27 protein-coding genes are annotated in these 24,730 nt (G+C 70.5%); 16 read left to right on the top strand and 11 right to left on the bottom strand.

Annotation, left to right across the window (positions count from 1 at the left end; all coding sequences use genetic code 11):
• Window positions 1-158: 158 nt before the first annotated feature.
• Entirely contained in the window at window positions 159-773 is a 615-nt protein-coding gene (locus tag ACIPJI_RS10535) for a PepSY domain-containing protein (RefSeq protein ID WP_402245564.1), read from the bottom strand.
• Window positions 774-905: 132 nt separating this feature from the next.
• Here ACIPJI_RS10535 and ACIPJI_RS10540 point away from each other — a divergent pair, with 132 nt between their 5' ends.
• Window positions 906-1,577: a response regulator transcription factor gene (locus ACIPJI_RS10540; RefSeq protein ID WP_356621051.1), complete on the top strand. Its 672-nt coding sequence runs from the start codon at window positions 906-908 to the stop codon at window positions 1,575-1,577.
• A complete protein-coding gene (locus ACIPJI_RS10545; protein ID WP_402245566.1) occupies window positions 1,574-2,983 on the top strand; it encodes an ATP-binding protein in 1,410 nt (469 codons plus the stop codon). The genes ACIPJI_RS10540 and ACIPJI_RS10545 overlap by 4 nt, the downstream gene beginning before the upstream one ends.
• 68 nt (window positions 2,984-3,051) lie before the next feature.
• Here ACIPJI_RS10545 and ACIPJI_RS10550 read toward each other — a convergent pair whose 3' ends face one another.
• The 4 genes from ACIPJI_RS10550 to ACIPJI_RS10565 form a co-directional block, all read right to left on the bottom strand.
• Window positions 3,052-3,528: a MarR family winged helix-turn-helix transcriptional regulator gene (locus tag ACIPJI_RS10550; protein ID WP_159687071.1), complete on the bottom strand. Its 477-nt coding sequence runs from the start codon at window positions 3,526-3,528 to the stop codon at window positions 3,052-3,054.
• 123 nt (window positions 3,529-3,651) lie between these two features.
• A complete protein-coding gene (locus tag ACIPJI_RS10555) occupies window positions 3,652-4,434 on the bottom strand; it encodes an AIM24 family protein (protein WP_402245569.1) in 783 nt (260 codons plus the stop codon).
• Window positions 4,431-5,081, bottom strand: a complete 651-nt coding sequence (locus ACIPJI_RS10560) for an AIM24 family protein (RefSeq protein WP_356621054.1) — start codon at window positions 5,079-5,081, stop codon at window positions 4,431-4,433. The genes ACIPJI_RS10555 and ACIPJI_RS10560 overlap by 4 nt, the downstream gene beginning before the upstream one ends.
• Window positions 5,081-5,719, bottom strand: a complete 639-nt coding sequence (locus ACIPJI_RS10565; RefSeq protein WP_005311786.1) for an AIM24 family protein — start codon at window positions 5,717-5,719, stop codon at window positions 5,081-5,083. Before ACIPJI_RS10565 ends, ACIPJI_RS10560 begins: the two co-directional genes overlap by 1 nt.
• A 165-nt stretch (window positions 5,720-5,884) precedes the next feature.
• Between ACIPJI_RS10565 and ACIPJI_RS10570 the strand changes: the two genes are divergently transcribed.
• From ACIPJI_RS10570 to ACIPJI_RS10605, 8 genes are all read left to right on the top strand, one after another.
• Entirely contained in the window at window positions 5,885-6,229 is a 345-nt protein-coding gene (locus ACIPJI_RS10570; protein WP_307708338.1) for a DUF3817 domain-containing protein, read from the top strand.
• Window positions 6,226-6,519, top strand: coding sequence for an MTH1187 family thiamine-binding protein (locus ACIPJI_RS10575; RefSeq protein WP_137308723.1), 294 nt, complete (start codon window positions 6,226-6,228; stop codon window positions 6,517-6,519). Before ACIPJI_RS10570 ends, ACIPJI_RS10575 begins: the two co-directional genes overlap by 4 nt.
• Before the next feature lie 133 nt (window positions 6,520-6,652).
• Entirely contained in the window at window positions 6,653-7,342 is a 690-nt protein-coding gene (locus ACIPJI_RS10580; RefSeq protein WP_402245572.1) for a hypothetical protein, read from the top strand.
• Complete coding sequence (locus tag ACIPJI_RS10585; protein ID WP_307708340.1) at window positions 7,339-8,019, top strand: DUF4166 domain-containing protein; 681 nt, start codon at window positions 7,339-7,341, stop codon at window positions 8,017-8,019. Before ACIPJI_RS10580 ends, ACIPJI_RS10585 begins: the two co-directional genes overlap by 4 nt.
• On the top strand, window positions 8,016-8,648 hold the full coding sequence (locus ACIPJI_RS10590) for a TetR/AcrR family transcriptional regulator (protein ID WP_402245574.1): 633 nt from the start codon (window positions 8,016-8,018) through the stop codon (window positions 8,646-8,648). The genes ACIPJI_RS10585 and ACIPJI_RS10590 overlap by 4 nt, the downstream gene beginning before the upstream one ends.
• Window positions 8,649-8,767: 119 nt before the next feature.
• Window positions 8,768-9,277, top strand: coding sequence for a MarR family transcriptional regulator (locus tag ACIPJI_RS10595; protein ID WP_356621057.1), 510 nt, complete (start codon window positions 8,768-8,770; stop codon window positions 9,275-9,277).
• Between the two features lie 52 nt (window positions 9,278-9,329).
• On the top strand, window positions 9,330-9,659 hold the full coding sequence (locus ACIPJI_RS10600) for a DUF3817 domain-containing protein (protein WP_307708343.1): 330 nt from the start codon (window positions 9,330-9,332) through the stop codon (window positions 9,657-9,659).
• Window positions 9,660-9,737: 78 nt separating this feature from the next.
• Window positions 9,738-11,438 carry a methylmalonyl-CoA mutase gene (locus ACIPJI_RS10605; RefSeq protein WP_307708344.1) on the top strand — a complete coding sequence of 567 codons (1,701 nt, stop codon included), beginning with the start codon at window positions 9,738-9,740 and terminating at the stop codon, window positions 11,436-11,438.
• Window positions 11,439-11,465: 27 nt separating this feature from the next.
• Here ACIPJI_RS10605 and ACIPJI_RS10610 read toward each other — a convergent pair whose 3' ends face one another.
• The gene (locus tag ACIPJI_RS10610) at window positions 11,466-12,113 is read right to left on the bottom strand and encodes a TetR/AcrR family transcriptional regulator (RefSeq protein ID WP_402245577.1); all 648 of its coding nucleotides are present in this window, start codon (window positions 12,111-12,113) and stop codon (window positions 11,466-11,468) included.
• Window positions 12,114-12,394: 281 nt separating this feature from the next.
• Here ACIPJI_RS10610 and ACIPJI_RS10615 point away from each other — a divergent pair, with 281 nt between their 5' ends.
• The 5 genes from ACIPJI_RS10615 to ACIPJI_RS10635 all read left to right on the top strand — a co-directional run bounded on the left by ACIPJI_RS10615 (window position 12,395) and on the right by ACIPJI_RS10635 (window position 17,035).
• Entirely contained in the window at window positions 12,395-13,363 is a 969-nt protein-coding gene (locus tag ACIPJI_RS10615; RefSeq protein ID WP_402245579.1) for a tetratricopeptide repeat protein, read from the top strand.
• Between the two features lie 716 nt (window positions 13,364-14,079).
• Window positions 14,080-14,736, top strand: a complete 657-nt coding sequence (locus ACIPJI_RS10620) for a DUF6230 family protein (protein ID WP_356621058.1) — start codon at window positions 14,080-14,082, stop codon at window positions 14,734-14,736.
• A gap of 97 nt (window positions 14,737-14,833) precedes the next feature.
• Window positions 14,834-15,379 (top strand): DUF6114 domain-containing protein, encoded by a 546-nt coding sequence (locus ACIPJI_RS10625; protein ID WP_356621059.1) that lies wholly within the window; start codon window positions 14,834-14,836, stop codon window positions 15,377-15,379.
• On the top strand, window positions 15,369-16,700 hold the full coding sequence (locus ACIPJI_RS10630) for a hypothetical protein (RefSeq protein WP_402245582.1): 1,332 nt from the start codon (window positions 15,369-15,371) through the stop codon (window positions 16,698-16,700). Before ACIPJI_RS10625 ends, ACIPJI_RS10630 begins: the two co-directional genes overlap by 11 nt.
• 104 nt (window positions 16,701-16,804) lie before the next feature.
• Complete coding sequence (locus ACIPJI_RS10635) at window positions 16,805-17,035, top strand: hypothetical protein (RefSeq protein ID WP_356621061.1); 231 nt, start codon at window positions 16,805-16,807, stop codon at window positions 17,033-17,035.
• A 72-nt stretch (window positions 17,036-17,107) separates the two neighbouring features.
• On the opposite strand, the gene ACIPJI_RS10640 is transcribed toward ACIPJI_RS10635, so the two are convergent.
• From ACIPJI_RS10640 to pta, 5 genes are all read right to left on the bottom strand, one after another.
• On the bottom strand, window positions 17,108-17,497 hold the full coding sequence (locus ACIPJI_RS10640; protein WP_356621062.1) for a GntR family transcriptional regulator: 390 nt from the start codon (window positions 17,495-17,497) through the stop codon (window positions 17,108-17,110).
• A complete protein-coding gene (locus tag ACIPJI_RS10645) occupies window positions 17,494-18,252 on the bottom strand; it encodes a hypothetical protein (RefSeq protein WP_402245585.1) in 759 nt (252 codons plus the stop codon). The genes ACIPJI_RS10640 and ACIPJI_RS10645 overlap by 4 nt, the downstream gene beginning before the upstream one ends.
• 181 nt (window positions 18,253-18,433) lie before the next feature.
• Complete coding sequence (gene pyk, locus ACIPJI_RS10650; protein WP_307708353.1) at window positions 18,434-19,864, bottom strand: pyruvate kinase; 1,431 nt, start codon at window positions 19,862-19,864, stop codon at window positions 18,434-18,436.
• A 105-nt stretch (window positions 19,865-19,969) separates the two neighbouring features.
• A complete protein-coding gene (locus ACIPJI_RS10655) occupies window positions 19,970-21,223 on the bottom strand; it encodes an acetate kinase (RefSeq protein WP_307708354.1) in 1,254 nt (417 codons plus the stop codon).
• Window positions 21,220-23,382: a phosphate acetyltransferase gene (gene pta, locus ACIPJI_RS10660; RefSeq protein ID WP_356621064.1), complete on the bottom strand. Its 2,163-nt coding sequence runs from the start codon at window positions 23,380-23,382 to the stop codon at window positions 21,220-21,222. The genes ACIPJI_RS10655 and pta overlap by 4 nt, the downstream gene beginning before the upstream one ends.
• A 301-nt stretch (window positions 23,383-23,683) precedes the next feature.
• Between pta and ACIPJI_RS10665 the strand changes: the two genes are divergently transcribed.
• Complete coding sequence (locus tag ACIPJI_RS10665; protein ID WP_307708356.1) at window positions 23,684-24,709, top strand: ATP-dependent 6-phosphofructokinase; 1,026 nt, start codon at window positions 23,684-23,686, stop codon at window positions 24,707-24,709.
• The last annotated feature ends 21 nt before the right edge of the window (window positions 24,710-24,730 follow it).

A 24,730-nucleotide genomic window follows, 5' to 3' on the forward strand; every position in this document is an offset into this window, starting at 1 on the left:
CCCACCGGACCCCCGCGCCTCAAACGCCGGCGGGGCCGACAAAGCCGGCCCGCCCGGCGTTCGAGGACACGCGCGGAGCGCGGTACCGGGTCCGGGCGGAGCCCACCGCGGCGGAGCCGCACCTCGGTACAGCGGGAAGGGGCGGGGTGGGGAAAGGTTCAGTCGTCCGCCGGGCCGGTCGTGACCGACGCCGTCTTCGCGTCGATCGTCAGCTCACGCTCGTCGGCGGCGTCCTCGCCGAGCTCGACCTCCCAGCGACCCGACCCGTCGTCCTCGAAGTCGACCGATGTCACCGTCGCGCCCGGGTGGGCCCTGAGCGCCGCATCCACCGCCTCACGGGCGTCCACCGACGCGGCGCGCAGGGCGGCGCGGTCGCCGTCCCGGTCGTCGTTCTCCGCTTCGGCCTTGTCCTCCCGCACCGCGCCGGTCCGCACGTCGACGCGCAGTTCGTGCTCGCGGTCGTCCTTGCCGAGGACCTCCACCTCCCAGTGGCGGTCCCCGTCGTCGTCGAGGTCGACGGAGCTCACCGTTCCCTGCGTGTGCTTCAGGGCCGCGGCCACGGCCTGCGCCGCGGTGACGGACCCGGCGGGGCCCGCGGACCTGTCCTCGGACGCGTCGTCGTCGCGGTCGTCGTCGCGGCCTTGGACCGTGACGGGCGCCGAGCCCGCGGCGGCGCCCGACGCGTCGTCGTCCGACAGCGCCGCGGCCGTGTACGTACCGCCGCCGATCAGCACCGCCGCCGCCACGGTCGCGATGACAAGCTTGCGCTTCATGAGGTTCTCCCGAGTCGTTGTGCCGAGTCGTGCTGCTGCGTCAGCAACGGGATCCACTCTTGCCGCGCCTTGCTGAACGCAGCCTGAAGCCGCCTGAAGAGATCTTCAGCTTCCGTTTGGGACCCTGGGCGCATGAGGTTGCTGATCGTGGAGGACGAGAGGCGGCTCGCGCTCTCCCTCGCCGCGGGCCTGACCGCCGAGGGTTATGCCGTGGACGTCGTCCACGACGGACTCGAGGGTCTGCACCGCGCCACCGAGGGCGTCCATGACCTGGTGGTGCTGGACATCATGCTGCCGGGCATGAACGGCTACCGCGTCTGCGCCGCTCTGCGCGCCGCGGGACACGACGTGCCGGTCCTGATGCTGACCGCCAAGGACGGTGAGTACGACGAGGCGGAGGGCCTCGACACCGGCGCGGACGACTACCTGACCAAGCCCTTCTCGTACGTCGTCCTCGTCGCCCGGGTCAAGGCGCTGCTCCGGCGGCGCGGCAGGGCGGGCGGTTCGCCCGTGCTGACGGCGGGCGACCTGCGCGTGGACACAGCCACCCGCCGTGTCCACACGGGTGGCGAGGAAGTCACCCTCACCGCCAAGGAGTTCGCGGTGCTGGAGCACCTCGCGACGCGCACCGGCGAGGTCGTCGGCAAGCCCGAGATCCTCGAGCACGTCTGGGACTTCGCCTACGAGGGCGATCCGAACATCGTCGAGGTCTACATCAGCGCCCTGCGCCGCAAGCTCGGCGCGGACCGCATCCTGACCGTGCGCGGCGCCGGATACCGGTTGGTGGCGGTGGAGTCGTCATGAGGTCGGTCCGGGCCAGGGCCGGGCTCGGCGCCACCCTGGTGGTCGCCGTGGCGCTGATCGCCGCCGGGACCGCCGTCCTGCTCTCCCTGCGGGCGAACCTGATCGACAGCACGGATCTGCAGGCCGAGGTCGCCGCCCGCGACGTGGCCTCCCAGATCGCGCTCGGTGTGCCCTACGGAAAGCTGGAACTGCCCGACGAGGACGACGAACACCCCGTCCAGGTCGTCGGCGACGACGGCCGGGTGCTCGCCGTCAGCGAGCACCTTCAGGCCGTCTCAGGGACCGGCAGCACGGACGTCCGGCCCCGGGAGCAGCCCCGTGACGACGACGGCGACGGCGACGACGACCCCGGCCGGGGAGAGGTCTCCTCCGACGGTCCGGGGTTCGCCTCCGGCACCGCCACCGTGGACGGCGACAGCGCCGACTACCGTTTCGCCTCCGTCGAGGTCCGCCTCGACGACGACCGGACGGCGACCGTGTACGCGGGCGCGCCGCTGACCACCGAGCAGGACGCGGTCACCACCGTGCGCGACGCGATGCTCATCGGCCTGCCGCTGCTGCTCGCCGTGGTCGGCTCGGTGACCTGGCTGGTGACCCGCCGTGCGCTGGGGCCCGTGGAGGGCATCAGGCGCGAGATGGCGGCGATCACCCGCTCCGAGGACCTTTCGCGGCGCGTGCCGGAGCCGGGCTCGGGCGACGAGGTCGCGAGGCTCGCCCGTACGACGAACGAGACGCTGGCCGCCCTGGAGGCGTCCGTGGAGCGGCAGCGCCGTTTCGTCGCGGACGCCTCGCACGAGCTGCGCAGCCCCATCGCCTCGCTGCGCACGCAGCTCGAAGTGGGCGCGGCGCACCCGGAGTTGCTGGATGTGCCCGGCGCGGTTGAGGACACCGTGCGGCTCCAGCAGTTGGCGGCGGACCTGCTGCTGCTGGCGCGGCTGGACGCGGGGGAGCGGCCGGGATCGGCGGCTCTGGATCCGGCGCAGCTGCTGACGGAGGAGGTGGCGCGCAGGGCCGGTGACCGCGTACCGGTCGAGCTGGCCGTGACCCAGGGATTGCAGGTGGCCGGTTCCCGTGCCCAGCTGGGCCGGGTGATCGGCAATCTGCTCGACAACGCCCAGCGTCACGCCGTTGCCTCGGTCACCGCTTCCGTCCGCCGGGAGGGTGGCCGGATCGTGCTGGCCGTCGCCGACGACGGCGAGGGCGTGCCGAAGGAGCAGCGTGAGCGGATCTTCGAACGGTTCGTACGGCTCGACGACGCACGTACCAGGGACGAGGGCGGTGCCGGCCTCGGCCTGGCCATCGCCCGCGACGTGGCACACCGCCACGGCGGGACCCTCACGGTCGGCCGTTCGCCTGCCGGTGGGGCGGTGTTCGAACTGGCCCTGCCGGACGCGGCCCGCGGTTAGCGGCGCCGTCACCGGCCGGTGGCCGGCCCGCCGCGAGAACGCGCGGGCTCTGCCGCCGGACGCTGCCGCTAGAGCTTGCCGCGCCGTCCGCGCAGGTGCTCGGCGACCGGGGTCAAGGACTCCCGCAGTTCGGCGAGTGCCTCCGGCGACAGCAGGTCGATGAAGTGTTTGCGGACGGACGCGACGTGGTGCGGCGCCACCTTCTGCATGGTCGCGACGCCCTCGTCGGTGAGCACGGCGTACAGTCCGCGCCGGTCCGACTCGCAGTTCTCCCGCCGGACCAGGCCGGCGCTCTCCATACGGGTGACCTGGTGCGACAGGCGGCTCTTGGACTGCAGGGTGGCCGCCGCGAGGTCGCTCATCCGCATCCGCCGGTCCGGCGACTCCGAGAGGTTCACCAGGATCTCGTAGTCGTTGTTGGTCAGGCCGAACGGCTGGAGGTCCTTCTCGAGCTGGTGCATCAGCAGCTTGTTGACTTCCAGATGGGTGCGCCAGGTGCACTGCTCGTCATCGGTCAGCCAGCGAGTGGCCGTCTCGGTCTCCATATATGGATTCTACCTAAGAAGTTGAAAAGCGGACGAAGTTGGGGGGTGTGACGCCTGGCACCCCGCGCACCAGGGGGTGCACAGGGGCGCAGACGTTCGACGTCACACTCCGCAGACTACCGCTCACAGCCCGAAGCGACGCTGGAGGTCCCCCAGCTGGCCGGGAAGGCGCGGTGCGGAACCGTGCTGGCCGGGGCCCCCGGCCGGCCCGTGACCGCCCGGAACGCCGGGCTCCGCACCGACCGCACCGGTCGCCTGTTCCGGCATCAGCGCCTCGCTCGACTGCAACAGCACCGTGCCCGCCCCGACGAACTCGAACTGGTGCTCCTCGCCCGACGCGCCACCGATGCCGGTCAGTGCCCGGACGCCGCCCATGACGCCGGTCATGTAGCCGTGATCGTAGTGGTGGCAGGGCGACGGGCAGTCCGCCCACCCCACCAGTGCCTGCGGATCCACCCGGACCGGCGGTTCCATGAACACCACGGGCCCGTTCGACGCCGCCACGAACTTCCCGGTGCCGATCAGGGTCAGAAAGCCCGGCACGATCGACTGCTTCAGCGCCAGCGTGGGCTGGTACGCGAGCAGGTTGCCCGCGCGGATCGTCAGATTGCCGTCGTCCAGGTCGAAGGAGTTCACGTCGAAGGCGCGGTCGGCGAGCAGCATCTTGCCGCTGCCCTCCGCCACCACCCAGTCGCTCGCGTGCAGCGGGGAGTGGAACGAGGTCCGCAGCAGCCGGTCGAGGCGGCCGTGGCCGATTCCGTTGAAGTCGATGCGCCCGTAGTAGGCGATCATCTTGCCCTTCTGGAGGAACCACTGGGAGCCCTTGAGCTCCACACAGAAGGTGTACGCGTTGACGTTGTCGTCGCTCGGCAACGTCGTCGGGTCGAAAACCGGGGGCGTGCTCACAGCTTCTCCTCCGACGCCTGGACGTACACCGCACCGCTGCCGCTGAGCTCCAGCTGGAACGCCTCACCGGAGCCGCGCCCCACCATGTCGCGCCAGCCGAGCGCCGTGGAGAGTTTGTTCCGCACGTCGCCGTGGTGTGCGACGTACGCCTGCGGGTCCACATGGACCGGGCGGGCAGGGGTGATCGGCAGCTCGATCACACCGCCGTGCGCCATCACCGCGACCGCGCCGTGGCCCCCCAGGGTCGTGGTGAACAGGCCCTGGCCCGTCACCTGACCGCGGACCATGCCCATGACCCCGCCCTGCGAGCCCATGAACATCGTGCCCTGCTGGAGTGTGCCGTCGAAGGCGAGCAGCCGGTCGGCCTCGACATAGAGGGTGTCGCCGGTGAGCTGGATGACCTGGATGTGGTGGCCGCCGTGGCCGAACATCACCGTGCCGTTGCCCTCGACGGTCATCAGCGGCGTCGCCTCGTTCGCCACGCGGCGGCCGATCATCGACGCGAGCCCGCCCTGGCCGCCGGTGATGTTCGGCGTGAAGCTGACCTCGCCGCGGTAGGCGAGCATCGCGCCGCGCTGGCTGAACATCTTCTGGCCGGGCGTCACGGTCGCCTCGACCATCTTGGAGTTGATCTCACGGAACGGCATCAGACGTCCCCTCCGACGGTGTTGCGCTCGCTCGGCTGCACGTAGACCAGCCCGTCACCCTCGAAGCGGATCTGGAACGCCTCACCGCCGCCCTCGCCGAGGAAGGTCCGGAACGTCACGCCGGACTGGAAGTCCTGGCGCAGATTTCCCTGGTGGGCGATGTAGGCCCCCGGATCGACCGAGAGCGGGTACTGGGGCGTCACGCGCAGCACCACGGCGGTGCCGTCCGACATGATGGCGGCCTGGCCGGTGCCCTCGACGGTGGTCGTGAAGAGGCCGTTGCCACTCGCGCCCCCGCGCAGCCCGGTGAAGGTCGTGCCGGTGCGCAGTCCGCCGTCGGTACACAGCAGATTGCTCGACTCGACGTAGAGCTTGTCGCCGTGCAGCTGCACGAGGTTGATCTCGCTCGCCCGGTCGGCGAAGTAACAGGTGCCCTGCCCCTTCACCTCCATCATGGTCATCTGCTCGCCGGTGAGCCGGCGGGTGACCATCCCCCGGATGCCCTCACCACCGCCGGACATCTTCTTGAAGGCCATCTGGCCGTCGTACGCGACCATCGACCCGTTCTTCGCTCTGACGGCGTCACCGGTCATCTCGACCGCGAGCACCTTGCTCCCCTGGAGCCGAAACGTTGCCACGGGCCGACGTTATCCGGTGAAACCTGCCCCGAACAGCGTCCTCGGGGAGGATCCGGACCCTGACAAAGACTTCGCAAAGTGGCCTGCCACAATGGTCCGCGAGCTTGTGCATGTGTTCACAAGATCCATGCCCCCCGCCCATCCCCTCGCCCCCGAAGGTGACCCGTGGACATCAAGACCGCCTCCTCCCTCCACCGCCTCCGTCTCGTCTCCGCGCCGGAGGCCGTCTCGTTCCTCCTGCTGCTCGTCTGCTCGGTCCTCAAGCGCACGACGGAGTTCAACGCGGTTCCGGTCATGGGCGCGATCCACGGTCTGCTCTTCGTCCTCTACGTGCTCTTCTGGCTGGACGCGTGGAACCGCACCAAGTGGGACCTGAAGACCGCGGCGCTCTACTTCGTCCTCTCGGTGCTGCCCTTCGGCGGCTTCTTCGCCGAGCGCAAGCTCAAGCGTGAGGCCGACGACGCCGTCATCGCCTCCCGCGCCCGCCGCGAGAACGTGGTCGACGCGTGATCGTCGCCTTCTCCGTCACGCCCCTGGGAGTGGGCGAGGACGTCGGCGAGTACGTCGCCGACGCGGTCCGCGTCGTGCGCGAGTCGGGGTTGCCGAACCGCACGGACGCGATGTTCACGTCCGTCGAGGGGGAGTGGGACGAGGTGATGGACGTGGTCAGGCGCGCGGTCGCCGCCGTCGAGGCCCGCGCCCCCCGCGTTTCGCTGGTCCTCAAGGCCGACATCCGGCCAGGCGTCACCGACGGGCTCACCTCCAAGGTCGAGACGGTGGAACGCCACCTTGCGGACTGACCCGGCCCTGTGCCGCGAAGCCCCCGGTCGTACAACGGCCGGGGGCTTTCCCGTACCCCGGGCCCGGTGACTGCTCACCCCCGGCTAACCTGAGTTTTGAGCAGTCGCTCAAAAGGCCGGAACAGGGGGCGGGATGAGGCTGTACATCGAGACGCGGGTCCGCGCCGACATGGAGACGCTGTGGGACCGTACGCAGGAACCGTCCCGGCACCAGCGGTGGGATCTGCGCTTCACCGAGATCGCCTACCTGCCGCGCCCCGACGGTGAACCGCAGCGCTTCCGGTACGCGACCCGTGTGCTGCCCTTCCTGACGGTCGCAGGAACCGGCGTGAGTGCCGGCGAAAGGCGCCGCGACGGCGACCGGGTCTCCGCGCTGCGCTTCGCCTCGCCGCATCCGCTCTCACTCCTTGAGGAGGGCAGCGGCTACTGGCGCTACGTCCCGACCGCCGACGGCGTCCGCTTCCTGACCGGCTACGACTACCGGCCGCGGTGGGGGCGCTTCGGCAGGGCGGCCGACCGGCTGCTCTTCCGGCCCCTGATGGGCTGGGCGACCGCATGGTCCTTCGACCGGCTGCGGCTGTGGTGCGAGAAGGGCATCCGTCCCGAGCGGCTGCTGGCGCACGCCCTGGCGGAATCCGCCGTACGGCTGCTCGCCGTCGTCCTCGCCGCCGTGCACCTGCCCCCCGCCGCCGCGGTCGTGACGGCCGCCGCCGCCCTCTTCCTGCCGCCCTCGCCCGTCACACCCGCGGCCCGGCGCTGTCTGCGCACCCCGCCGGCCCGCACCTCGGAGCCCGCCCTCCTCGGCATCCTGGAGCACTCGTGACCTCGATCTTCCGCACCGCCATGGGAGAGGCCTTCGAGCAGCTCCACCCCCAGCTCCGGCGGCGCTTCTCCGTCGGCCTCGACAGCGGCGAGGTCTGCACGGGGCACGGGGTCATGGACCGCATCTGGCACGGTCCCGCCTTCGTCAAACCGTTCCTCGCGCTCGGCGGCAGCCGCAACATCCTCGTCCCCCGCACCGGTCGCGACGTCCCCTTCACCATCGAGAACGTCCCCTACGCCGACTCCCACGGGCGTGAGACCGTCACCTTCGTCCGCACCTTCGCCCTCCCCGGCGGGCCGCGCCGGTTCGACGCCACCATGGTCCTCGCTCCCGAGGGCGACCGCGTGCTCGACTACCTCGGTACGCATCAGCACCTGGCAAGCGATCTCCACCTGTCCGCGGAACCGGACGGTTCGCTGCTCATCCGCTCCGGCGAGCACCGCTTCCGCGAAGGGCCGGTCGACGTCCGTGTGCCCGACCTCATCGGCGGCGACGCCGAGGTCCGCGAGTCGTACGACGACGCCACGGGCCGCTTCCGTATCCGGGTGCGGGTGACCAACCGCCGCTTCGGGCCGCTCTTCGGCTACGAGGGCTCGTTCACCGCCCACTACAGCGACGTACGCTCGCACGGGGTGCGCGCGGGGCTGCGCCCGGTACGCGAGGAGATACGGGCGTGAGCCAGGAGACCAGGCAGAAGCTTCTGGAAGGGGCTCTGCGCACCCTGACGGAACAGGGCTTCGCCAAGACCTCCGCACGCTCCGTCGCCGCCGCGGCGGGCGTGAACCAGGCGCTCGTCTTCTACCACTTCGGCTCCGTCGACGAACTGCTCGCCGCCGCGTGCCGTCACGGCGCGGAGCAGCGCGTCGCCCGCTACCGCGACCGCCTCGCGGCGGTCACCACGCTGTCGGAGCTGCTGGAATTCGGCCGCCGGATGCACGACGAGGAGCGCGCCGGCGGTCATGTCGCCGTCCTCTCCCAGTTGTTGGCAGGCGCTCAGACCCAGCCCCGTCTCGCGCCCGCCACCGCCGCCGGCCTGGATCTGTGGATCGCCGAGATCGAGAAGGTGCTCGCGAGGGTCCTCGCCGGGACCCCGCTCGCCGAGTTCACCGATTCCGCCGGACTGGCCCGTGCCGTCGCCGCCGCGTTCGTCGGTCTGGAGCTCTACGAGGGCGTCGACCCCGACGGCGCGGAGCGCGCCCTGGACGCCCTCGGGCAGCTCGCGGCCCTGGTCGCCGCCCTCGACGAACTCGGACCCGTGGCGCGGCGCGCCGTCCGGCACCGCCTCGGGCGTTCCGCGCTCCGGTGAGAATTCCCAACCGCACGGCCGGGCGGCCGGAGCGGGAGGAACGCTGGGCCGAAAGACTGAATCGACCGAAGAGCGAGACAGGGCTGACCAGCATGTGACCAGTCGGTAAGGTCGGTGCCGTGCCGAAGCCGCTCAGCCTTCCCTTCGATCCCATCGCCCGCGCCGACGAACTGTGGCAGCAGCGGTGGGGGCCCGTGCCCTCGATGGCAGCGATCACCTCGATCATGCGCGCGCACCAGATTTTGCTCGCCGAGGTCGACGCCGTCGTCAAGCCGTACGGTCTGACCTTCGCCCGCTACGAGGCGCTGGTGCTGCTCACCTTCTCCCGGGCGGGCGAGCTGCCGATGTCCAAGATCGGCGAGCGGTTGATGGTGCATCCGACGTCGGTGACCAACACCGTGGACCGGCTGGTGAGGTCCGGTCTGGTCGACAAGCGGCCCAACCCCAACGACGGTCGCGGCACGCTCGCGTCCATCACCGAGAAGGGCCGGGAGGTGGTGGAGTCGGCCACCCGCGACCTGATGGCGATGGACTTCGGCCTGGGCACGTACGACGCGGAGGAGTGCGCGGAGATCTTCGCGCTGCTGCGTCCGCTGCGGGTCGCGGCCGGCGACTTCGACGAGAAGTAGGTCACGCGCCCCGCGGGAGGATCGCCGCGGCCGCCCGGTTACGCTCGATGCCATGAAGGCGAATGTGCTTTTCCGTTACCGGGTGATGGCGTACGTCACCGCCGTATGGCTGCTGGTCTTCACCGCGGCGATCGTCGCCAAGTACGGCTTCGACACCGGCGACACCATGCTGATCTCGCAGGTCCACGGTGTGCTCTTCATCGTCTACGTCGTCTTCGCCTTCGACCTGGGCTCCAAGGCGAAGTGGCCGTTCGGCAAGCTGCTGTGGGTGCTGGCCGCGGGCTGCATCCCCTTCGCCTCGTTCTTCGTCGAGCCGAAGATCACGCGTGAGGCGCGCGCCCTGATCGCCGGCGACGCCACCCCGGCGACGGCCGACGCGTAGCACCCGCAAAGCGCCGCGAGCACGGCTCGCGGCGCTTTGCCATCGACATTTACTAGGACGTCCTAGTAAATTCGAGGTATGGACGCTGACGCGATCGAGGAAGGCCGCCGACGCTGGCAGGCCCGTTACGACAAGGCCCGCAAGCGGGACGCCGACTTCACCACGCTCTCCGGGGACCCGGTCGAGCCCGTGTACGGCCCCCGGCCCGGGGACCACTACGAGGGCTTCGAACGCATCGGCTGGCCCGGTGAATACCCCTTCACCCGCGGACTGCATCCCACCGGCTACCGGGGCCGCACCTGGACCATCCGCCAGTTCGCCGGCTTCGGGAACGCCGAGCAGACCAACGAGCGCTACAAGATGATCCTGGCCGCCGGCGGCGGCGGGCTCTCCGTCGCCTTCGACATGCCGACCCTCATGGGCCGCGACTCCGACGACCCGCGCTCGCTCGGCGAGGTCGGCCACTGCGGTGTCGCCATCGACTCCGCAGCCGACATGGAGGTCCTCTTCAAGGACATCCCGCTCGGTGACGTGACGACGTCGATGACCATCTCTGGTCCCGCCGTCCCCGTCTTCTGCATGTACCTGGTCGCCGCCGAGCGCCAGGGCGTCGACCCGGCCGTGCTGAACGGCACGCTGCAGACCGACATCTTCAAGGAGTACATCGCGCAGAAGGAGTGGCTCTTCCAGCCCGAGCCGCATCTGCGACTGATCGGCGACCTGATGGAGCACTGCGCGGCCGGCATCCCCGCGTACAAGCCCCTCTCGGTCTCCGGCTACCACATCCGCGAGGCCGGCGCGACGGCCGCGCAGGAGCTCGCGTACACGCTCGCCGACGGCTTCGGCTACGTCGAGCTCGGGCTCTCCCGCGGTCTCGACGTCGACACCTTCGCGCCCGGCCTGTCCTTCTTCTTCGACGCGCACCTCGACTTCTTCGAGGAGATCGCCAAGTTCCGCGCCGCCCGCCGGATCTGGGCCCGCTGGATGAAGGAGGTGTACGGGGCGAAGACCGACAAGGCCCAGTGGCTGCGCTTCCACACCCAGACCGCCGGTGTCTCGCTCACCGCCCAGCAGCCGTACAACAACGTGGTGCGCACCGCGGTCGAGGCGCTGTCCGCGGTCCTCGGCGGTACCAACTCCCTGCACACCAACGCCCTCGACGAGACCCTGGCCCTGCCGAGCGAGCAGGCCGCGGAGATCGCGCTGCGCACGCAGCAGGTGCTCATGGAGGAGACCGGCGTCGCCAACGTCGCCGACCCGCTGGGCGGTTCCTGGTACGTCGAGCAGCTCACCGACCGCATCGAGGCCGACGCGGAGAAGATCTTCGACCAGATCAGGGAACGCGGCCGCCGGGCGCACCCGGACGGGCAGCACCCGATCGGCCCGATCACCTCCGGCATCCTGCGCGGCATCGAGGACGGCTGGTTCACCGGCGAGATCGCCGAGTCCGCCTTCCGCTACCAGCAGTCCCTGGAGAAGGGCGACAAGAAGGTCGTCGGCGTCAACACGGCGACCGGCTCCGTCACCGGCGACCTGGAGATCCTGCGGGTCAGCCACGAGGTCGAACGCGAGCAGGTGCGGGTGCTGGCCGACCGCAAGGCCGGCCGCGACGAGGCGCTCGTGCGGTCCTCGCTGGAGGCGATGCTGAGCGCCGCGCGTGACGGCTCCAACATGATCGCGCCGATGCTCGACGCCGTACGGGCGGAGGCCACGCTGGGCGAAATCTGCGACGCCCTGCGCGACGAGTGGGGCATCTACACGGAGCCGCCCGGCTTCTGAGCCCGTCCCGGGCCCCTCGCCGCCCGGCTACCGGGGCAGGGCGGCGAGCCCCGACACCAGCAGGGACGTGAACCGCCGCGCCCACTCGGCGTCCACCGGCTGCGCGCTCACCAGCGCCCGGTGGACCACCGCGCCCGCGACCACGTCGAAGATCAGGTCCGTGTTGCGGGCTTCCGCCTCGGGGTCCGCCTCGTACGGAAGCTCGCCGCGGGCCTGAGCGCGTTCCCGGCCCTCGACGACGAGCCGCTTCTGCCGCTCGACGATCGCCGACCGGATGCGCGCCCGCAGCGCCTCGTCGCAGGTGGACTCCGCGACGACGCCCATCAGGGCCGTCTTGGTCTCGGGCTGCCCGAGCAGCTCGGCGAACTGGAGCACCACACCCTCCACGTCCGCGACCAGGCTGCCGCGGTCGGCGAGTTCGAGCTCGTCGAAGAGGACGGCCACGGCGTCGACGACCAGCTCGTTCTTGTTCGCCCAGCGGCGGTACAGCGTGGTCTTGGCGACGCCCGCCCGCGTGGCGACGTCCCCCATGGTCAGTTTCGACCACCCCAGCTCGACGAGGGAGGCACGGGTCGCCTCCAGGATCGCCGAATCGGTCTCGGCGCTGCGAGGCCGTCCCGTACGACTCGTACGCGGTGCTCCGGGGTGGGTGCTGCTGGACATGCCCGCGACCATACCCGCCGGTAAGGAGAAAGGCGGCTGTGAGGCAGCTCACCGGAAAATGCTTCACACCGCCGGACCTACGCAGATACGCTACGACCCGTAGCGAAAGCCATGACCGGCTCGTCGCGACAACCACAGGCGCCATGGTGGGGACCCGGCGCCGACATCTCGGAATCGCAGGACCGACCGCGAAGTCGAACACGGTCGACGGAGGGTCGCACCCTCGAGCCGCCTGCCGGCGGCAGCGGCGGGCGGCTTTTCATTTGTGCGCGCGGAAGGGGGAGGATGTACTCATGCAGCCTAGGAACATGTCCATGAGCGGCGTCGTCGACCTCGCCGCGGTGAAGGCGGCCAACGAGGCCAAGGCGAAGGCGGAGCAGGCGAGGGCCGAGGCCGCCCGTCAGGGCGGCGGCGGAGCCGTGTCCCCTGCCGGCCTGGTGATCGACACCGACGAGGCGCGCTTCGAGCGCGACGTCCTGCAGCGCTCCACCGAGGTCCCGGTCGTCATCGACTTCTGGGCCGAGTGGTGCGAGCCGTGCAAGCAGCTCGGCCCGCTGCTGGAGCGCCTCGCCACGGAGTACAACGGCCGGTTCGTTCTCGCCAAGGTCGACGTCGACGCCAACCAGATGCTGATGCAGCAGTTCGGGATCCAGGGCATCCCCGCGGTGTTCGCGGTGGTGGCCGGCCAGGCGCTGCCCCTCTTCCAGGGCGCCGCGCCGGAGGCACAGATCCGCCAGACGCTGGACCAGCTGGTGCAGGTGGCCGAGGAGCGCTTCGGCCTCACCGGCATCGCGGTCGACCCGGACGCCTCGAGGGAGGCCGCACAGGCCCCCGTCCCGGCCGGCCCTTACGACGCACTGCTGGAAGCGGCCGTACAGGCCCTGGACGCGGGCGACTTCGGTGGCGCGGTCCAGGCGTACAAGAACGTGCTGTCCGACGACCCGGGCAACACGGAGGCGAAGCTCGGTCTCGCGCAGGCCGAACTCCTCGGCCGCGTAAAGGACATGGACCCGCAGAAGGTCCGCGACGCCGCTGCCGCCGACCCGGCCGACGCCTCGGCGCAGATCGCCGCCGCGGACCTGGATCTCGTCGGCGGTCATGTCGAGGACGCCTTCGGCCGGCTCGTGGAGACGGTGCGGCGCACCGCCGGGGACGAGCGCGACGCGGCGCGGGTGCGGCTGCTGGAACTCTTCGAGGTGGTCGGTCAGGACGACCCGCGGGTGACGGCGGCGCGGCAGGCGCTCGCGCGGGTGCTCTTCTGACGACTCCTGTGATGTCGCTGATGTTTCGGCGGCGTCCTACCGGGCCCCGGCCGGACGCTCATTGACAGCCGTTATGACAAGGGTGTCCTGAGGGTGGCGTTCTGAGGGATTTGCGGCGGTGGCGCTGACACGGCGTCACCGCCGTTTTGGCGACACAGTGACAAAACGCGGCTCGGCTTTGCCAAAACTTGGCAATCGGGTCGTCGGGTTACTCCGAGTACAGCAACGCCCTTGTTCTGTCCGGTTATCTATGGCTATCGCCCTCTGTGTCGGCGGTCCGGACGGCACCCAGCGTGCTCACGCGACATCGCGCGGTCGTGGCGTGGTTATCAGGCCGTTACTAGCCAGTAACGAACCCCCTTGTGCCCTGGCGTGGAATGGACCACGATCGGCGACGCTCGGTCCAATACCGCACCAGCCCGGCTCCCAGCCGTGCCGCGGCCCATTGGGTCCCCACCGGGCCGATCGGCGTCAGTGGCGCCGGTCGCGGACAGGGGGGTTCCTGCCACAGAACGGCAGGGCCTGTCCGGCAGGTTGTGCGTGACGAGTCAGGCGCGACCAGTGGTTGTCGCTCGGGGGTGATCGCCGGTGTTCTTCGGACGCACGTCGCGCCTGAAGACCAGGCGCTCTCCTTCCCGAGGACGTAGCACTTCTCCCATCCCAGGACGGGCCCGCGGGTCCGGACCGGAGATGTACGTCCGAGAAGGAGGAAAGTCATGGAGTCTATGGCTCGCGGTGGAACCAGATGGAAGCGGTTCGCCCTGGTCATGGTGCCGAGCGTGGCCGCGACGGCTGCGATAGGCGTCGGCCTGGCACAGGGGGCGCTCGCCGCGTCCTTCGCGGTGTCGGGCCAGGAGTTCAAGGTTACGGCCGGAAAGCTCGTCGGATCTGGGTTCTCCCAGTACGGCGGCGTCGACATGGGGTACAAGGACCTCAAGGGTGACGAGAAGGTCGCGCACCCCGTTGCGATCTCGACCTTCAAGAACGCGTCGATCACCAAGATGTGCCAGTCGGTGGTCACCGACGTCCCGTTCGTCGGCAAGATCACGCTGCGGCTGACCGCCGGCGACAAGGGCACCGCTGTCCAGGCGGAGAAGCTCTACCTGGACGTGTCCGAGCTGGACGCGAACGCCAAGTTCAAGAACATCGACATCGGCGTCGCGGCCAAGGACACGGACAACCCGGGCGTCGGCAAGGGTCCGGCGGTCAAGGACACCTCGATCCTGCCCAACGGGTTCGCCCAGCAGGCGGACGAGGTCGAACTGACCGGTGTCGAGCAGAAGGCGTGGGCGACGACCGCCGGCACCTTCGAGCTCAGCGGTCTGAGCATGCGCCTGCACAAGGGCGACGGCCCCAAGGTCGAGTGCTACTGACGGTAGCCCCGTCCGGGCGGGCGGGTGAGACTCTGGCAGCTTCGCCCGCCCGCCACTCTCTTCACACAGCAACGCCAGTACCAGGGAGCTGTTTTCCATGAGCGCCGAGACTGCAGTGTCACAGGGGCGGGACGAGCACTACATCCGCGTCCTTCGGCGGAACTTCCGTACCTGGCGGGGACAGCGGCCCTTCTGGGCGGGTCTGCTGACCCTGCTCGGCGGGATCCCCATCGCCTACTTCCCGTATGCGACCTTCAAAATCGGCCACATGAACCTCGCGATGCAGACGACGGCGGGGGCCGGCTCGCTGATCATCGGCGTGCTTCTGGTGACGCTGGGTCTCACGATGTGGTTCCAGCACATCGTACGGGTGTTCGCGGGCGTCGCCACGATTCTCCTGGCGCTGGTATCCCTTCCGATCGCCAACCTGGGCGGCTTCATCATCGGGTTCGTCCTGTCCCTCACGGGTGGCGCGCTCTCGCTGTCGTGGGCGCCCGGCAGGCCCGTGAGCGCCGACGGGGCGCCCGCGGTCCAGCAGGCCGCGCCCGACAGTCCCGCCGTACCGGAGCAGCGTGACGGCTTCGGCGCGGACACGCACGAGACATCCATCGAAGGCAACGGCGGGAGGAACAGTGCCGGGTGACGTGACACCACCGCTGACCGCGGACGCGGGCGGCGACGGCTCGCGGGAGAGAAAGGGGCCGCGCCACGCCGCGCCCAGGAAGTCCCTGTTCCACAAGCTCCAGATGCCCGCGAGCAAGGCGATCGCCCTGGCCGCGATGCCCACCGCCGTCTTCGTCGGCATGGGGCTCACCCCGAAGCTGGCACTGGCCGACGACAAGGACATCCCCTTCGCTCCCGGCCCGTGCGTGACCCGCTCCGACGAGCCCTCGGAGTCCCCGTCACCGTCCGCGTCGGAGTCGGAGTCGGCGAAGCCGTCCGAGTCACCGTCCCCGTCGGACACGGCCGATCCGGAGCCGACGCCGAGCGCCACGTCCGGAACCGGAACGGGCGACGGGGCGCAGGAGCCGAAGCCGGCCGAGAGCCCGTCCGCCTCCGCGGCCGGATCCGAGCAGGTGGCGCCCGCGCCGGAGCCGTCCCCGAGCCAGTCGACCAACCCGCTCGACCCGCTGGGCGTGGGCGACAAGGTCAAGGACCTCATCGACGGCATCGGCGACACGCTGAAGGGCGAGCCGTCACAGTCCCCGTCGCCGAGCGAGACCGCGACGCAGCCTGCCGAGGAACCCTCCACGGCGCCGTCGGAGGCCCCGGCCGACGAGCCCACGGAGAAGCCCGCGGAGAAGCCCGCCGACGCGGTGGGCGACACGGTGGACGACACGGTCGACAAGACCAAGGAAGCGATCAAGGACGCGGCGGACAAGGCCGGCGCCGAGGTCGAAGAGCTGGACGAGGACGTCAAGGGACTCGACCCCAAGCAGGACGAGGACATCCCGGACGGCGCCAAGCCGCGCTTCCCGTGCCCGACCCCGGACCCGGAGGCCCTGGCCGACGCCCAACTCGAGCCCGGCCGGCCGCTGCTCCCGGACGATCCGTGGATCCTCGAGAGCTCGATGCTCACGCTGACGGGTCTCGACTACCACGGCATCGTGGAGGTCAAGACCGGCAGCGGCAAGATCAAGAAGGTTCTGAAGTTCACCGCGACGGGCGTGGACATCAAGGACCTGCACCAGCTCGTGATCGGCCCGAACGGCACGACCGCGCACGTCGAGGCCGCCAAGGGCTCCACCTCGACCATCCGCGACGGTGAAGTGACCATGTACACGGAGGAGCTGAAGGGCAACCTCTTCGGCATCATCCCGATCACCTTCAGCCCGGAGACCCCGCCGCCGCTGAACGTCCCCTTCGCCATGTTCACCGACGTGAAGGTCACCCAGGCCGGCCAGTTCGGCGGGACGCTGACCGTTCCCGGCCTGCACAACTACTTCACCGGCGCGAAGGGCTGACCCCCGAAGCCACCGGGAGCCGCGAAAAGGCTGTGGGCCGCACCCGTTCAGGGGGGTGAGGCCCACAGTCGTTCGGCGTCCTCACACCGAAGAACGGGTAAGCGATGAGAATCCGAGTATCCGCCGTGGACGAGCTGCTCACCGTTCAGTTCGAGCCGTCGGGGATGGAGTACGCGCTGTCCCTCGGTGAGCACATGGACGTCGAGTGGCCGCCGGTCGCGCCGGGTGAGGTCGCCGGCGACATCGACCACGGGGACGGGACGGTGACCATTTCCGCTCGCGGCAGCGGGTTCGTCCGCGCGTGGAATGCGGTGGGCGTCGAAGTGGCGACCTGAACGCGTCGGGAGCCGGAGTATGTCGGCAAGGGCCTCTCCTCCATCCAGGCCGTGCAGAAGCTCGCCGCCGCCTCAGACGCTGTCCGCCGACGCCAGTGCGTGCCGGATCGCCGCCAACGCCTCCTCGTCCGTCGCGTTGAGCTGACGTGCCGCGATCGCGAAGAGGCGGGCCTGTTCCGCGAGTTTCTCCTTGGAGTCGGCGATCGACGGGGGCGCGATGACCTGGGTTCCGGAGCCGCGGCGGGTTCTGACCAGGCCGGCGGTCTCCAGTTCGCGGTAGGCGCGGACCACCGTGTTGTTGGCGAGGCCGAGGTCAGCGGCGAGCTGGCGGACGGAGGGCAGCCGGTCGCCCTGGCGGAGCCGGCCCACGGAGATGAGGTCGGCGAGCTGGGCCCGGACCTGTTCGTAGGGCGGGACGGGCGCCGCGTGGTTGACGGTGATGCGGACGCTGTGCGCGGTCATGACCTGGCCTCCGTGTAGGCCTGGGGGATCAGGAGGACGCCCAGGCAGTGGCAGCCGGTCAGCGCGGAGGTGAAGGCGGTGAGGGCCAGCGCCGTCAGGGCGAAGACCTTCGCCGCGCCCGCGCAGGACAGGCTCAGTACGACGACCGCCATGGTGAACGAGACGGCGAAGAGCGGGGCCGTGACGAGCACTCCCCAGGCGCCGACCGCCGCGCGTGCCTGGATCCGGCGCTGGTCGTCCGTCTGGGAGCGCAAGGTCACGCGGCGCAGCAGCAGTGCGCAGGCGACGGTGCCGAGGGCCATGCCCCCCAGCGCCGGCCAGGCGTAGTAGAGGCCGGGCCAGGGGCCGAGCAGCTGGGACCCGGCGGGGCACTCGACGGCCAGGGCCCGTCCGGGGCGGCCCTTGGAGTCCGCGGAGGCCGTACTCGCGGCAACGACGACGAGTACCGTGAGGATCACCGCCTGCGCGGCGAGGAACGCGGCCAGTGCGCGGGGCACGTGGTCGCGGACGCGGCGGGGTGCGACTTCCGCCACCCGTATCCAGCTGTGCCGCGGGCGTGCGATCAGATCGGCCGCCCGTACGCCGGCCATGACGCACAGTCCGAACGCGGGGAAGGCGTAGAGGAGTTGGACGTCCGGCTCCGGGTTGAAGTCGACGAGTGCGCCGACCGCGACGCCGGCGGCCGCGCCCGCCCATCGGGTGGGGGTGTCGATCCAAGTGCGCCAGGTGCCTTCCGCCGTCGCGGCAGCAGACATGCCGACCACCTTTCTCCGTCCGTCGGGTGTATCAAGGTGGTGACACAATTGCCCAGCTCCCTGACTGTGTCAAGGAGTTGATACGCCTGGCCCCGGAGAGGGTGACGGCGGAGCCGGACACAAGGCGGCGGCCCCCCGACCGGAAGGGTCGGGGGGGCCGCCTGTCGACAGGGGGAGCGGGTCAGCCGCGGGCCTCGCCGCCGAGGTGGTGGACGCGCACCATGTTCGTCGTGCCCGGGACGCCGGGAGGCGAGCCGGCCGTGATCACCATGACGTCGCCCGCGTTGTAGCGCTGGAGCTTGAGCAGCTCCGCGTCGACGATCTCGACCATCGCGTCCGTCGTCTCCACGAACGGCGCGAGGAAGGACTCCACGCCCCAGCTCAGGGTGAGCTGGTTACGGGTCGACTGGTCCGTCGTGAAGGCAAGGATGGGCTGCTCGGCGCGGTAGCGGGACAGACGGCGGGCCGTGTCACCGGACTTGGTGAACGCGATCAGCGCCTTGCCGCCCAGGAAGTCCGCGATCTCGGCGGCCGCGCGGGCGACCGAACCGCCCTGGGTGCGGGGCTTCTTGCCGGGGACCAGGGGCTGGAGGCCCTTGGAGAGGAGCTCCTCCTCCGCCGCGACGACGATCTTCGACATCGTCTTGACCGTCTCGATCGGGTACGCGCCGACCGACGACTCCGCGGAGAGCATGACCGCGTCCGCGCCGTCCAGGATCGCGTTCGCGACGTCGGACGCCTCGGCGCGGGTGGGGCGGGAGTTGGTGATCATCGACTCCATCATCTGGGTCGCCACGATCACCGGCTTGGCGTTGCGGCGGCACAGTTCGATGAGGCGCTTCTGGACCATCGGCACCCGCTCGAGCGGATACTCCACCGCGAGGTCGCCACGGGCCACCATCACGCCGTCGAAGGCCATGACGACGTCCTGCATGTTCTCGACCGCCTGCGGCTTCTCCACCTTGGCGATGACGGGGACGCGGCGGCCCTCCTCGTCCATGACCTTGTGGACGTCCTTGACGTCGCTCGCGTCACGGACGAAGGAGAGCGCGACCATGTCGCAGCCCATGCGCAGTGCGAAGCGCAGGTCCTCGACGTCCTTCTCAGAAAGGGCCGGGACGTTGACGGCCGCGCCGGGGAGGTTGATGCCCTTGTGGTCGGAGATCACGCCGCCTTCGACGACGATCGTCTTGACCCGCGAGCCGTCGACCTCGACGACGCGCAGTTCGACGTTGCCGTCGTTGATCAGGACCTGGTCGCCCTTGGAGACGTCACCGGGCAGGCCCTTGTAGGTGGTCCCGCAGATCGACTTGTCGCCGGGGACGTCCTCGGTGGTGATGGTGAATTCGTCGCCACGGACCAGTTCGACCGGTCCCTCGGCGAAGGTCTCCAGGCGGATCTTGGGGCCTTGGAGGTCGGCCAGCACGCCCACGGCGTGTCCGGTGTCCTCGGACGCCTGGCGGACGCGGTGGTACCGCTCCTCGTGGTCGGCGTGGGTCCCGTGGCTGAAGTTGAAACGGGCCACGTTCATACCGGCCTCGATGAGCGCTTTCAGCTGCTCGTATGAGTCGACGGCGGGGCCCAGTGTGCAGACGATTTTGGAACGGCGCATAAGGCGGATCCTATCGGTTTGTTTCCCTGCGGAATATTCCGTCTGGTGGAATGTACAAATGGGCGCCGGCCCGCTCAGGCGTTAGCCTTCCGGCCTTCCAGCGCTTCAGGCTGTCGGGCTGTCGGGCACCCCCTTCTTGACGTCTCCCGTCACCAGCTCGAAGGTCTGTCGCGCGATCTCGAGCTCCTCGTCCGTCGGCACGACGGCGACCGCCACCCGCGCGTACTCCGGCGAGATCAGCCGCGCCGTGTCCGACCGGGCGGCGTTCAGCCCGGCGTCCACCACGAGGCCCATCTCCTCCAGACCCGCGAGGGCAGCCTCTCGCACCGGGGCGGCGTTCTCGCCGACACCCGCCGTGAACGCCACCGCGTCCACCCGCCCGAGCACCGCGTAGTACGCGCCGATGTACTTCTTCAGCCGGTGGACGTAGATGTCGAACGCCAGCCGCGCCCGCTCGTCGCCCTCGTCGATCCGCCGGCGGATCTCCCTCATGTCGTTGTCCCCGCACAGGCCCACCAGACCGCTCTTCTTGTTGAGCAGTGCGTCGATCTCGTCGGTGCTCATGCCGGCGACGCGCTTCAGGTGGAACGTCACCGCCGGGTCGATGTCACCGGAGCGCGTACCCATCACGAGACCTTCCAAGGGGGTCAGTCCCATCGAGGTCTCCACACACCTGCCACCCGCCACCGCGGACGCGGAGGCGCCGTTGCCCAGGTGCAGCACGATGACGTTCACCTCGGACGGGTCCTTGCCGAGCAACGCCGCGGTGGCCCGCGAGACGTAGGCGTGCGAGGTGCCGTGGAAGCCGTAGCGGCGGATACGGTGCGCGTCGGCGGTCTCGACGTCGATGGCGTACCGGGCGGCGGCCTCCGGCATCGTCGTGTGGAAGGCGGTGTCGAAGACGGCGACCTGCGGGAGGTCCGGGCGCAGGGCCCGGGCCGTGCGGATGCCGGTGATGTTCGCCGGGTTGTGCAGCGGCGCGACCGGGACGAGACGCTCCACCTCCGCGATCACCTCCTCGGTGATCACGGTCGGTGCGTGGAACTTCAGACCGCCGTGCACCACCCGGTGGCCGATCGCGGCGAGCGCGGGGGAGTCCAGTCCGAGCCCGTCCTGTGTGAGCTCCTCGGACACCGCCTTGAGCGCCGCGTCGTGGTCCGCGATCGGGCCTGTGCGCTCACGCCGCTCACCGCCGCCCTCGAGGGGCGTGTGCACCAGCCGCGAGGTCGCCTCGCCGATCCTCTCCACCAGACCGACCGCCAGCCGGGACGAGTCGCGCATGTCGAGCAGCTGGTACTTCAGCGACGACGAGCCGGAGTTGAGGACGAGGACGCGCGTGGGGGACTGCGGGACGGTCATGCGGGGAGCTCCTGGGCCTGGGACTGGATCGCGGTGATGGCGACCGTGTTGACGATGTCGCTGACCAGAGCGCCGCGTGACAGGTCGTTGACCGGCTTGCGCAGACCCTGGAGCACCGGTCCGACCGCGACGGCGCCCGCCGTGCGCTGCACGGCCTTGTAGGTGTTGTTGCCGGTGTTCAGGTCCGGGAAGATCAGGACCGTCGCCCGGCCGGCGACCTCGGAGTCCGGCAGCTTGGTGGCGGCTACGGAGGGCTCGACGGCGGCGTCGTACTGGATGGGGCCTTCGACGTGCAGGTCCGGACGCGAGGCGCGCACCAGCTTCGTCGCCTCGCGCACCTTGTCCACGTCGGCACCCGAGCCCGACGTCCCGGTGGAGTACGACAGCATCGCGATCCGCGGCTCCACGCCGAAGCGGGCGGCCGTCGCGGCTGACTGCACCGCGATGTCGGCGAGCTGCTCCGCGTCCGGGTCCGGGTTGATCGCACAGTCGCCGTAGACCAGGACCTCGTCGGCCAGGCACATGAAGAACACCGACGAGACGATCGACGCCTCGGGCTTCGCCCTTTCGTCGCCCACCCCCGCCCTGCCTGACGCTCCCCCAGACTCCGTCCGGGGGGACCCCCACCGCGCGGCCCCCTTTGTTCTTATGATCTCGAAGGCCGGGCGGATGGTGGCCGCCGTGGAGTGCACCGAGCCCGACACCATGCCGTCGGCCAGGCCCTTGTCCACCATGAGCGTGCCGAAGTAGTTCACGTCCGCCACCACGTCGTACGCCAGCTCGACCGTCACGCCCTTGTGGGCGCGCAGCTGTGCGTACCGTTCGGCGAAGGGCTGACGCAGTTCGGACGCCTGCGGGTCGATCAGCTGGGCGGCCGACAGGTCGATGCCGAGGTCGGCCGCCTTCTTGCGGATGATCTCGGTGTCCCCGAGGAGGGTCAGGTCGCACACGTCCCGGCGGAGAAGGACATCGGCCGCGCGCAGCACCCGCTCCTCCGTGCCCTCCGGCAGCACCACCCGGCGGCGGTGGGCACGGGCCTGCTCCAGCAGTTCGTGCTCGAACATCATCGGGGTGACCCGGCCGCTGCGGGCCACCGCGAGCCTGGCCAGCAGGTCGCCGGTGTCCACATGACGCTCGAAGAGACCGATCGCGGTCTCCGCCTTGCGCGGCGTGGAGGCGTTCAACTTGCCTTCCATCGCGAACAGTTCCGCCGCGGTCGGGAAACTGTTCCCCGTCACGGAGACGACCGGGGTGCCGGGCGCGAGGCGGGCCGCGAGGGTCAGGATCTCCTCGCTCGGGCGCTCGTTCAGCGTCAGCAGCACGCCCGCGATGGGCGGCGTGCCCGCGGAGTGCGCGGCGAGGGCGCCCACGACCAGGTCGGCGCGGTCGCCGGGGGTGACGACCAGGCAGCCGGGGGTCAGGGCGGGCAGGAAGCTCGGGAGCATCGCGCCGCCGAAGACGAAGTCGAGGGCGTCGCGGGCGAGCCCCGAGTCGTCGCCGAGGAGGACCGTGCCGCCCAGGGCGTGCGTGATCTGGGCGACCGTGGGGGCGGCGAGCGCGGGCTCGTCGGGGAGCACGTAGCAGGGGACGGGGAGGCGGGCCGCGAGCCGCTCGGCTATGCCCGCCCGCTCGTCGGGGGCGACCCGGTTGGCGACCATGGCGAGAACGTTGCAGCCGAGGGCCTGATAGGCGCGGAAGGCGTTGCGCGTCTCCGCCCGTACGGCCTTTGGGGTCTGGCCCTTGCCGCCGACCACCGCGATCACGGAGGCGCCGAACTCGTTGGCGAGCCGGGCGTTGAGCGCCAGCTCGTCGGGGAGCTGGGTGCCCGCGTAGTCGGTGCCGAGGACGAGGACCACCTCGTACTCCCTGGCCACCGCCAGGAAACGCTCGACCAGACGCGAGACCAGTTCGTCGGTGCCCTGCTCCGCCTGGAGCGCGGCCGCCTCGTCGTAGTCCATGCCGTAGACGGAGGCGGAGTCCTGGGAGAGCCGGTAGCGCGCCCGCAGCAGCTCGAAGAGCCGGTCGGGGCCGTCGTGGACGAGGGGGCGGAAGACGCCCACCCGGTCCACCTGGCGGGTCAGGAGCTCCATGACCCCCAGCTCGACCACCTGCCGGCCGTCTCCGCGGTCGATCCCGGTCACGTAAACGCTGCGCGCCACGCGTATCTCTCCCGTCCAAGTCCATGGGTGCGATCCGGGGCGTACCCCGGCCCCGCCGCTTCGCCGGCCCACCCGGTGCTCCGCCGTACGGACGGCGGGACCGGGCGCGCCGAAAGGCCGCTCGGGGCGGCAATGCCCTCTTGACAATACCTCCGCGGGTGGCTAGGGCGCCCGCCGGGCGGGAACGGCGGCGCCGGGCCGCGAGCGGCGCGGAGTAGCAGGGAGCGCGGGCGTTCCCCCGCCCGTGGGACAATCGGATGTGGGCTCACAAGGACCACTGACGAGCAGGAGACACAGCACGATGCGCATCGGAGTGCTCACCGCAGGCGGAGACTGCCCGGGTCTGAACGCAGTGATCCGGTCGGTCGTGCACCGTGCCATGACGGGTCACGGCGACGAAGTCATCGGCTTCGAGGACGGATTCAAGGGACTCCTCGACGGCCACTACCGTCCCCTCGACCTCAACGCCGTCAGTGGCATCCTCGCCCGCGGCGGCACGATCCTCGGCTCCGCCCGCCTCGAGCGCGGCCGGCTGCGCGAAGCGGCGGAGAACGCGGCGGAGTTGGCGAAGCAGTACGGCATCGACGCGCTCATCCCGATCGGCGGCGAGGGGACGCTCACCGCGTCCCGGATGCTGTCCGAGGCGGGGATGCCCGTCGTCGGCGTCCCGAAGACCATCGACAACGACATCTCCTCCACCGACCGCACCTTCGGCTTCGACACCGCCGTCATGGTCGCCACGGAGGCCATCGACCGTCTGAAGACCACCGCCGAGTCGCACCAGCGGGTCATGGTCGTCGAGGTCATGGGCCGGCACGCCGGGTGGATCGCCCTGGAGTCGGGCATGGCCGGCGGCGCGCACGGCATCTGCCTGCCCGAGCGGCCCTTCGCGGTGGACGACCTCGTCAAGATGGTCGAGGAGCGCTTCGCCCGCGGCAAGAAGTTCGCGGTGATCTGCGTCGCGGAGGGCGCGCACCCCGCCGAGGGCTCCATGGAGTACGCGAAGGGCGAGATCGACCAGTTCGGCCACGAGCGTTTCCAGGGCATCGGCAACCGGCTCGCAGCCGAGCTGGAGCGCCGGCTCGGCAAGGAGGCCAAGCCGGTCATTCTCGGCCACGTCCAGCGAGGCGGCACGCCCACGGCGTACGACAGGGTGCTCGCGACGCGCTTCGGGTGGCACGCGGTGGAGGCCGCGCACCGGGGCGAGTTCGGCATGATGACCGCTTTGCGTGGCACCGACGTGAAGATGGTGCCGCTGGCACACGCGGTCACCCGGCTGAAGACCGTCCCGGAGAACCGGATGTTCGAGGCCGAGTCCGTCTTCTGAGGACCCGCCCGGGCCGAGCGG

The sequence above is a fragment of the Streptomyces sp. NPDC086835 genome (genome assembly GCF_044745705.1).
GTDB lineage: Bacteria > Actinomycetota > Actinomycetes > Streptomycetales > Streptomycetaceae > Streptomyces.

What these genes read in the sequence shown, in the direction of transcription:
- ACIPJI_RS10535 (WP_402245564.1), bottom strand. Translation starts at nt 773, where the DNA reads ATGAAGCGCAAGCTTGTCATCGCGACCGTGGCGGCGGCGGTGCTGATC.
- ACIPJI_RS10540 (WP_356621051.1), top strand. Translation starts at nt 906, where the DNA reads ATGAGGTTGCTGATCGTGGAGGACGAGAGGCGGCTCGCGCTCTCCCTC.
- ACIPJI_RS10545 (WP_402245566.1), top strand. Translation starts at nt 1,574, where the DNA reads ATGAGGTCGGTCCGGGCCAGGGCCGGGCTCGGCGCCACCCTGGTGGTC.
- ACIPJI_RS10550 (WP_159687071.1), bottom strand. Translation starts at nt 3,528, where the DNA reads ATGGAGACCGAGACGGCCACTCGCTGGCTGACCGATGACGAGCAGTGC.
- ACIPJI_RS10560 (WP_356621054.1), bottom strand. Translation starts at nt 5,081, where the DNA reads ATGCCGTTCCGTGAGATCAACTCCAAGATGGTCGAGGCGACCGTGACG.
- ACIPJI_RS10580 (WP_402245572.1), top strand. Translation starts at nt 6,653, where the DNA reads ATGAGGCTGTACATCGAGACGCGGGTCCGCGCCGACATGGAGACGCTG.
- ACIPJI_RS10600 (WP_307708343.1), top strand. Translation starts at nt 9,330, where the DNA reads ATGAAGGCGAATGTGCTTTTCCGTTACCGGGTGATGGCGTACGTCACC.
- ACIPJI_RS10605 (WP_307708344.1), top strand. Translation starts at nt 9,738, where the DNA reads ATGGACGCTGACGCGATCGAGGAAGGCCGCCGACGCTGGCAGGCCCGT.
- ACIPJI_RS10610 (WP_402245577.1), bottom strand. Translation starts at nt 12,113, where the DNA reads ATGGTCGCGGGCATGTCCAGCAGCACCCACCCCGGAGCACCGCGTACG.
- ACIPJI_RS10615 (WP_402245579.1), top strand. Translation starts at nt 12,395, where the DNA reads ATGCAGCCTAGGAACATGTCCATGAGCGGCGTCGTCGACCTCGCCGCG.
- ACIPJI_RS10620 (WP_356621058.1), top strand. Translation starts at nt 14,080, where the DNA reads ATGGAGTCTATGGCTCGCGGTGGAACCAGATGGAAGCGGTTCGCCCTG.
- ACIPJI_RS10625 (WP_356621059.1), top strand. Translation starts at nt 14,834, where the DNA reads ATGAGCGCCGAGACTGCAGTGTCACAGGGGCGGGACGAGCACTACATC.
- ACIPJI_RS10635 (WP_356621061.1), top strand. Translation starts at nt 16,805, where the DNA reads ATGAGAATCCGAGTATCCGCCGTGGACGAGCTGCTCACCGTTCAGTTC.
- ACIPJI_RS10640 (WP_356621062.1), bottom strand. Translation starts at nt 17,497, where the DNA reads ATGACCGCGCACAGCGTCCGCATCACCGTCAACCACGCGGCGCCCGTC.
- ACIPJI_RS10645 (WP_402245585.1), bottom strand. Translation starts at nt 18,252, where the DNA reads ATGTCTGCTGCCGCGACGGCGGAAGGCACCTGGCGCACTTGGATCGAC.
- pyk (WP_307708353.1), bottom strand. Translation starts at nt 19,864, where the DNA reads ATGCGCCGTTCCAAAATCGTCTGCACACTGGGCCCCGCCGTCGACTCA.
- ACIPJI_RS10655 (WP_307708354.1), bottom strand. Translation starts at nt 21,223, where the DNA reads ATGACCGTCCCGCAGTCCCCCACGCGCGTCCTCGTCCTCAACTCCGGC.
- ACIPJI_RS10665 (WP_307708356.1), top strand. Translation starts at nt 23,684, where the DNA reads ATGCGCATCGGAGTGCTCACCGCAGGCGGAGACTGCCCGGGTCTGAAC.